The sequence below is a fragment of the Cellulomonas sp. genome, assembly GCF_017744555.1.
Lineage (GTDB): Bacteria > Actinomycetota > Actinomycetes > Actinomycetales > Cellulomonadaceae > Cellulomonas.
Map to the genome: position 1 here is coordinate 1 of NZ_JAGIBD010000066.1, position 5,962 is coordinate 5,962.

The 5,962-nt window shown below is 73.7% G+C and carries 6 protein-coding genes and 1 pseudogene; 5 read left to right on the plus strand and 2 right to left on the minus strand.

The genetic code is table 11. The annotated features are described in order from the left end of the window. Positions 1–178 precede the first annotated feature (178 nt). Positions 179–613, minus strand: a complete 435-nt coding sequence (locus J7523_RS19810) for a hypothetical protein (RefSeq protein WP_291890431.1) — start codon at positions 611–613, stop codon at positions 179–181. A gap of 186 nt (positions 614–799) precedes the next feature. On the opposite strand from J7523_RS19810, the gene J7523_RS19815 reads away from it, so the two are divergent. The 5 genes from J7523_RS19815 to J7523_RS19835 all read left to right on the plus strand — a co-directional run bounded on the left by J7523_RS19815 (position 800) and on the right by J7523_RS19835 (position 5,534). Continuing rightward, on the plus strand, positions 800–1,465 hold the full coding sequence (locus J7523_RS19815) for a hypothetical protein (protein ID WP_291890433.1): 666 nt from the start codon (positions 800–802) through the stop codon (positions 1,463–1,465). Between the two features lie 112 nt (positions 1,466–1,577). Further along, positions 1,578–2,177 (plus strand): copper resistance CopC family protein, encoded by a 600-nt coding sequence (locus tag J7523_RS19820; RefSeq protein ID WP_291890434.1) that lies wholly within the window; start codon positions 1,578–1,580, stop codon positions 2,175–2,177. Positions 2,178–2,227: 50 nt separating this feature from the next. Next, positions 2,228–2,812, plus strand: coding sequence for a copper chaperone PCu(A)C (locus J7523_RS19825; RefSeq protein ID WP_291890436.1), 585 nt, complete (start codon positions 2,228–2,230; stop codon positions 2,810–2,812). Further along, positions 2,812–4,062 carry a Dyp-type peroxidase gene (locus tag J7523_RS19830; protein ID WP_291890438.1) on the plus strand — a complete coding sequence of 417 codons (1,251 nt, stop codon included), beginning with the start codon at positions 2,812–2,814 and terminating at the stop codon, positions 4,060–4,062. The genes J7523_RS19825 and J7523_RS19830 overlap by 1 nt, the downstream gene beginning before the upstream one ends. Further along, on the plus strand, positions 4,059–5,534 hold the full coding sequence (locus J7523_RS19835; protein ID WP_291890439.1) for a PepSY-associated TM helix domain-containing protein: 1,476 nt from the start codon (positions 4,059–4,061) through the stop codon (positions 5,532–5,534). Before J7523_RS19830 ends, J7523_RS19835 begins: the two co-directional genes overlap by 4 nt. A 180-nt stretch (positions 5,535–5,714) precedes the next feature. On the opposite strand, the pseudogene J7523_RS19840 reads toward J7523_RS19835, so the two are convergent. Beyond that, positions 5,715–5,962: pseudogene (locus J7523_RS19840) on the minus strand (methyltransferase); the annotation flags it as partial.

Consider the following 5,962-nt stretch of genomic DNA (forward strand, 5'->3'; position numbering starts at 1 on the left):
GCACCTGCGCGGCGCAGTCCGCCGCGTACCGGGCCACGGCGCGCAGGTCGTCGGTGCTGAGCTCGACGTGGTCGGGAGCGGGCGCGGCGGTCACGTCGTCATCCTGCCGTGCTGCCGTGCCGTGCCCTCGGGCGGCGCCGCGGCCGGGTCTGAGTCGCCAGCCGCTCGTCCGGCCCGGCTACGCGTCGAGCGCCGTGCTCCTGACGGGCCGGCGGCCGGTGCGCTCGGCGACGGCGGCGACCTCGTCGGACGTGTACGCGCTGCGCGTGCCCGAGATCGACATGCCGGCGGCCGCCGCGAGGGTCTTGAGCGGGTAGGGCTGCGGCGCCACGAACTCGCGGCCGTAGGCGACGAGCATCCGCAGCCGGTCCTCGGCCTCGCGCATCTCGGTGCGGGCCCGCTCGATCTCGGTGAGCAGCACGTCCTGGCGCGTGGGTGACCGGTCGCCGTCGGCGACGCGCAGGTACCGCTCGAAGACCTCGCGCTGCCGCACCACCTCCTCGCGCACGGCCTCCAGCGGTGCCCGCGTCAGCTCGTCGGCGTCCGCGGGCGCCGGGGCGGGCACGGGCAGGACGATGTCGATGATGTCGTCGATCGCGTCGCGCTTCTCCATGTATTCACCGTACGCAATCCGTTGCGATCATCGCAACGGATTGCGACGAGTGAAACACGAAGAGTGTCAGCCGTGACCCACGTCGGAGCGCCGCGCAGCGCGGGTTCGTCCTCCGGCGGAGGGCGGGAGCCCTGGCCGCCGCGCCGGGTAGGACCTCGGTCCCGGTTCCCGCGTAGCATGACCGCCATGTCCGGGCCGGGTGACGTCGCGGCGCCACCTGATGGCGCCCGTCGACTGACCCGTGGGCTGGGTGCGGCGATCGCCTCGACGCTCGTCGCGCTGGTGTCGCACGTGACGGCGGGAGGCGCGCTGCCGGGTCCCCTCGGCGTCGTGGTCCCCCTGGTCTTCTCGTTCACCGTGTGCTCGGTGCTGGCCGGCGTGCGGATGCGCTGGATGCGGTTGTCCGTGTCCGTCGCGATGAGCCAGCTGATGTTCCACGTCCTGTTCGTCCTCGGTGCGACCACCCCGGGGACGACGGCGTCGCCAGCTGCCGGCCACACCGGCCACCACGGCCCGGACGCGGTGGGAGTGCTGACCGGGACCGTCGAGCCGGTCGGGCACCTCGCTCACGCGTCGGCGGGGATGTGGGTCGCGCACGCCGTGGCGGGCGTGGTCACGGTGCTCGCGCTGCGGCACGGCGAGGTCGTGGCGGCGCGCATCGCGGCGGTGCTGCTGCGGTTCGCCGGCCGGCTGCTCGTGCTGGTCCGGCCGTCGACGTCCGTGGTCGCGCGTCCCGTGGCCGCAGCGGTCGTCGTCGCCGACGACGGTCCTGTCCGTCGTGTGCTCCTTCTCGCGCTGGGTGGCGTCACGCGCCGCGGCCCGCCGCTCGCCGGTCGTCCTGCCCTGACCTAGCCGGCGCTGCTGACGCGCTGGTCCGACGACCTGTCGGGGACACCTGCCCGGTGCGCGCTTGCCGTGCCCGGGGCTGTTCGCGTGTGCCCGGCACCGCGTGAGGTGGTTCGACGTGACTTCGTCCTTGAGGCATGCCCTGGGGCGGGCCGTGGCTGTGAGCTCGTTCGCCGGGCTGATGGTTCTCGGCTCGTCCACCGTGGCGTCCGCGCACGACCAGCTGACCGACAGCGCACCTGGCGGTGACCAGCGCCTCGAGCAGGCGCCGGTCGAGATCCGGCTCGAGTTCTCGGCCGAGGTGATGGACGTGGGGGCCGCGGTCGTCGTGGCCGACGCCGCGGGCGAGGACCGGGCGACCGGTGCGCCGGTCGTCGACGGCCGGGTCGTGACGGTCCCGCTGGAGCCGGACCTGCCGGACGGCGGCTACACGGTGCGGTGGCGGGTGGTGTCCTCCGACGGGCACCCCATCACCGGGGCCATCCCCTTCGGTGTGCGGGACGACCCGCCGTCGGCGTCGCCGGCAGCGCCGAGCACGACGTCGTCGACCACCGCCGACCCCCGGGACCCCCAGGCGGGGGCCGAGGGGTCCACGGCCGCGTCCGGGGACGGGCTCTTGCGCACCGTGCTGGTCGCGGCGGCCGGTGCCGGCACCGCAGCCGGGATCTACGCCCTGGTCCTGGTCGTCCGTCGTCGGGCGCGCACCCGGGCGCGCTGACCGCGCCCACCACCTGTCTTCCTTCTGAACGAATGAGAGCTGAGATCGTGATGTCTGTTCGACACGCCCTGCCCACCCTTGCCGCGGCCGCCGCGGTGCTCGCCCTCGCCGCCTGCGGGACCGACGCCCAGAGCCCCGACACGAGTCCGACCGGGACCGCTGCGAGCAGCGCCGGTGAGTCGGTCGTCCTCGAGGACGGCTGGGTCAAGTCCGCCGACTCCGGCATGTCCGCGGCGTTCGGGGAGCTGGAGAACACCGGCGACTCCGACGTCACCGTCGTGTCGGTGACCAGCCCCGCCTCGACCGCGATGGAGCTGCACGAGACCGTCGAGAACGAGTCCGGGCAGATGGTGATGCGCGAGAAGGCCGACGGGTTCACCATCCCCGGCGGGACGTCGCTGAGCCTGGAGCCCGGCGGGAACCACCTGATGCTGATGGACCTCGTCGCGCCGCTGCGCGCCGGCGACGAGGTCGCGTTCACCCTGACGTTCTCCGACGGCTCCACCTACGAGTTCACCGTCCCGGCCAAGGACTACTCCGGCGCCAACGAGACGTACGAGGGCGGCGAGCACATGGACATGGGCGAGCACACGGAGACGGGCGAGGGCGAGCACATGGACATGGGCGACGAGTGATGGCCCGCGACCGGACGCCTGAGGCCGGTCGCAGCGGACCCAGTCGGCGGCAGTTCCTCCTCGGAGGGGCTGTCGCCGGCGCCGGCGCGGTCGTCGCGGTCGGTGCCGATGCACTGACCCGGCGGTCGACGAGGTCCGACGACCCGACGACGACCCCGCCGGAGGTGGGCGAGGCGCTGCACGGCACCGAGACCGTCGACTTCCACGGCACCCACCAGGCCGGGATCGCCACGACGCCGCCACAGGCCTGCACGACCCTGGTGGCCCTGGACCTGCACACGCAGACCGACCGGGACGGTCTGCGGCGGATGATGCAGCTGCTCACCGACGACGCGGCCCGCCTCACCCAGGGGGTCGCCGCCCTGGCCGACTCGGAGCCGGAGCTCGCTCTGGTGCCCTCCCGGCTGACCGTGACGTTCGGGTTCGGCCCCGAGCTGGTGCGCCGCGCCACGACCGGCGACGCCCCGTCGTGGCTGCGCCCGCTGCCCGCCTTCGGGATCGACCGGCTGCAGGAGGCGTGGAGCGACGGCGACCTGCTGATCCAGGTCGCCGCCGACGACCCGATGACCGTCGCGCACACCGTGCGGATGCTGCTCAAGGACACCCGCAGCTTCGCCCGGCTGCGCTGGACCCAGACCGGGTTCCGCCGAGCACGCGGGTCGCAGGCCTCCGGCACCACGATGCGGAACCTGTTCGGACAGGTCGACGGCACCGTCAACCCCGCACCGGGGACCGCCGACTTCGACGAGCTGGTGTGGATCCGCGACGGCTGGCTGGCCGGCGGCACCGGGATCGTCGTGCGTCGGATCGCGATGAACCTCGACAAGTGGGACGAGCTCGACCGCAGCGGCCGCGAGCAGTCCGTGGGGCGCTACCTGTCCAACGGGGCGCCGCTGACCGGGGCGCAGGAGCACGACGAACCCGACTTCGAGGCGACCACCGCGATCGGCTTCCCCGTCATCCCGGAGTTCTCGCACGTGCGCCGCGCACGCTCCGAGGACACCCGGCAGCGGATCTTCCGCCGCGCGTACAACTACGACGACGCACCCGTCGGCGAGCAGATCTCGAGCTCCGGGCTGCTGTTCGTCTCCTACCAGGCCGACGTCGACGCCCAGTTCGTCCCGCTGCAGCAACGCCTCGACGAGCTCGACCTGCTGAACGAGTGGACCACACCGATCGGTTCTGCCGTCTTCGCCATCCCGCCCGGCTGCGCCGAAGGCGGCTTCATCGGAGAGACCTTGCTGACATGACCACGCCCACCGCACCGAGCCACACGCCACCCGCAGCCACCACGACGAGCCCACCGCGTGCCCGCAGGCGCTGGCTCGGCCCGCTCCTGCTGCGCCTGCACTTCTACGCCGGGGTGTTCGTCGGACCGTTCATCGTCGTCGCGGCGATCAGCGGCGGGCTGTACGCCCTGACCCCGCAGATCGAACGGGTCGTCTACGCCCACGAACTCACCGCAGCGTCACCCGACGCCGCCGCGCTGCCGCTGGCCGACCAGGTCGTCGCGGCCCGCGAGCACGTCGGCCAGGACGAGACGCTCGTCGCGGTGCGACCCGCCCCCGGGCCGGGCGCCACGACCAGGGTCATGTTCGCCGGCACCGACCTCGGGCCCAGCGAGACCCGTGCGGTGTTCGTCGACCCCGGCACCGCCGAGGTCCGCGGCGAGCTGACGACCTACGGCACCAGCGGAGCCCTCCCGCTGCGCACCTGGATCGACCAGCTGCACCGCAGCCTGCACCTGGGTGACCCCGGCCGGCTCTACAGCGAGCTGGCAGCGTCCTGGCTGGGGATCATCGCCCTGTCCGGTCTGGCGATGTGGGTGGTGCAGTTCCGCCGCACCCGCCGCCGCCGGGACATGCTGCGCCCCGGGACGGGCAGGACGCCCTACGCCCGCAGCCGCAGCCGCCACCTCGCCGTCGGCATCTGGGTCATGGCAGGGGCGCTGTTCCTGTCCGCGACCGGCATCACGTGGTCCCAGCACGGCGGTGCCAACGTCACCGACCTGCGTGGCGCGCTCGGATGGTCGACCCCGGCCGTCAGCACGGCGCTGGACGGAGGTGGGGACGGTGCAGGTGACGAGCACGCAGGTCACACCGCAGCGGTCACCCCGAGCGTCAGCAGCGGGACGTACGCACCCGGCGCGTTCGACTCGGTCCTCTCCGTGGCGCAGGAGGTCAACGTCAACACCGGCCTGGTGGAGATCCGGCCACCGGCCGAACCCGGCACGGCATGGGTCGTGCAGGAGATCCAGCGCAGCTACCCCACCGAGGTCGACGCCGTCGCGATCGACGGCACGACCATGCAGGTCACCGACCGGGTCGACTTCGCCGAGTTCGGCCTGATCGCCAAGCTCGCACGGTGGGGCATCGACCTGCACATGGGCTCGATGTTCGGCCTGCCCCACCAGATCGTGCTGCTCCTGCTGGCCGTCGGCATCGTCGCGATGGTCGTCTGGGGCTACACGATGTGGTGGCAGCGCCGACCCACCCGCACGCAGCACCGGCCCGGCGCCCCTCCCGCACGCGGCGTCCTGCGACAGGTCCCGTGGTGGGGCACCGTGGCCGTGCTCGCGGTCGCCGCGGCCGTCGGGCTGTTCCTGCCGCTGCTCGGGGTCACCCTGGCTGCGTTTCTGCTCGTCGACCTGCTGCTGGCGTGGGTGGGACGCCGTCGCGACGCGTCGCGTCGGCGAGCGGCCGGGCTGGAGGTGGGTGCGTGACGCCGACCCGGCCGAGGACGGCCGGGCCACGGACGGGGTCCCTCCGGGGGTGGTGACCCACGTCGGGTCGGCGAGCAGCGCCCGCAGCTCCTCCACGAGCCGGGCCGTGTGGAAGGCGTCAGTGGCCGCAGGCAGGACGGTGGCGGGGGTGCTAGATGCACGCCCCGGGGCGGACGTGGCTCACGCGTGCGCGCGCAGCGCGCGCCACGCCGCACCGGCCGACCGCGCGTCCACCCATCGCGGCGTCGTCGCGCGGTAGCGCGCGTACTCGTCGCCGAACCGCGCCTCGAGCGCGCGCTCCTCGGCGGTGATCTGCGGGTGCAGCGCCGCGACGAACGCCGCGGCGGGCAGCGCTGCGACGACCGAGCGCCGTGCGACCGCGTGCGCGACGAGCCCCAGCAGCATCCCGACGTACATGGGGTTGCGGG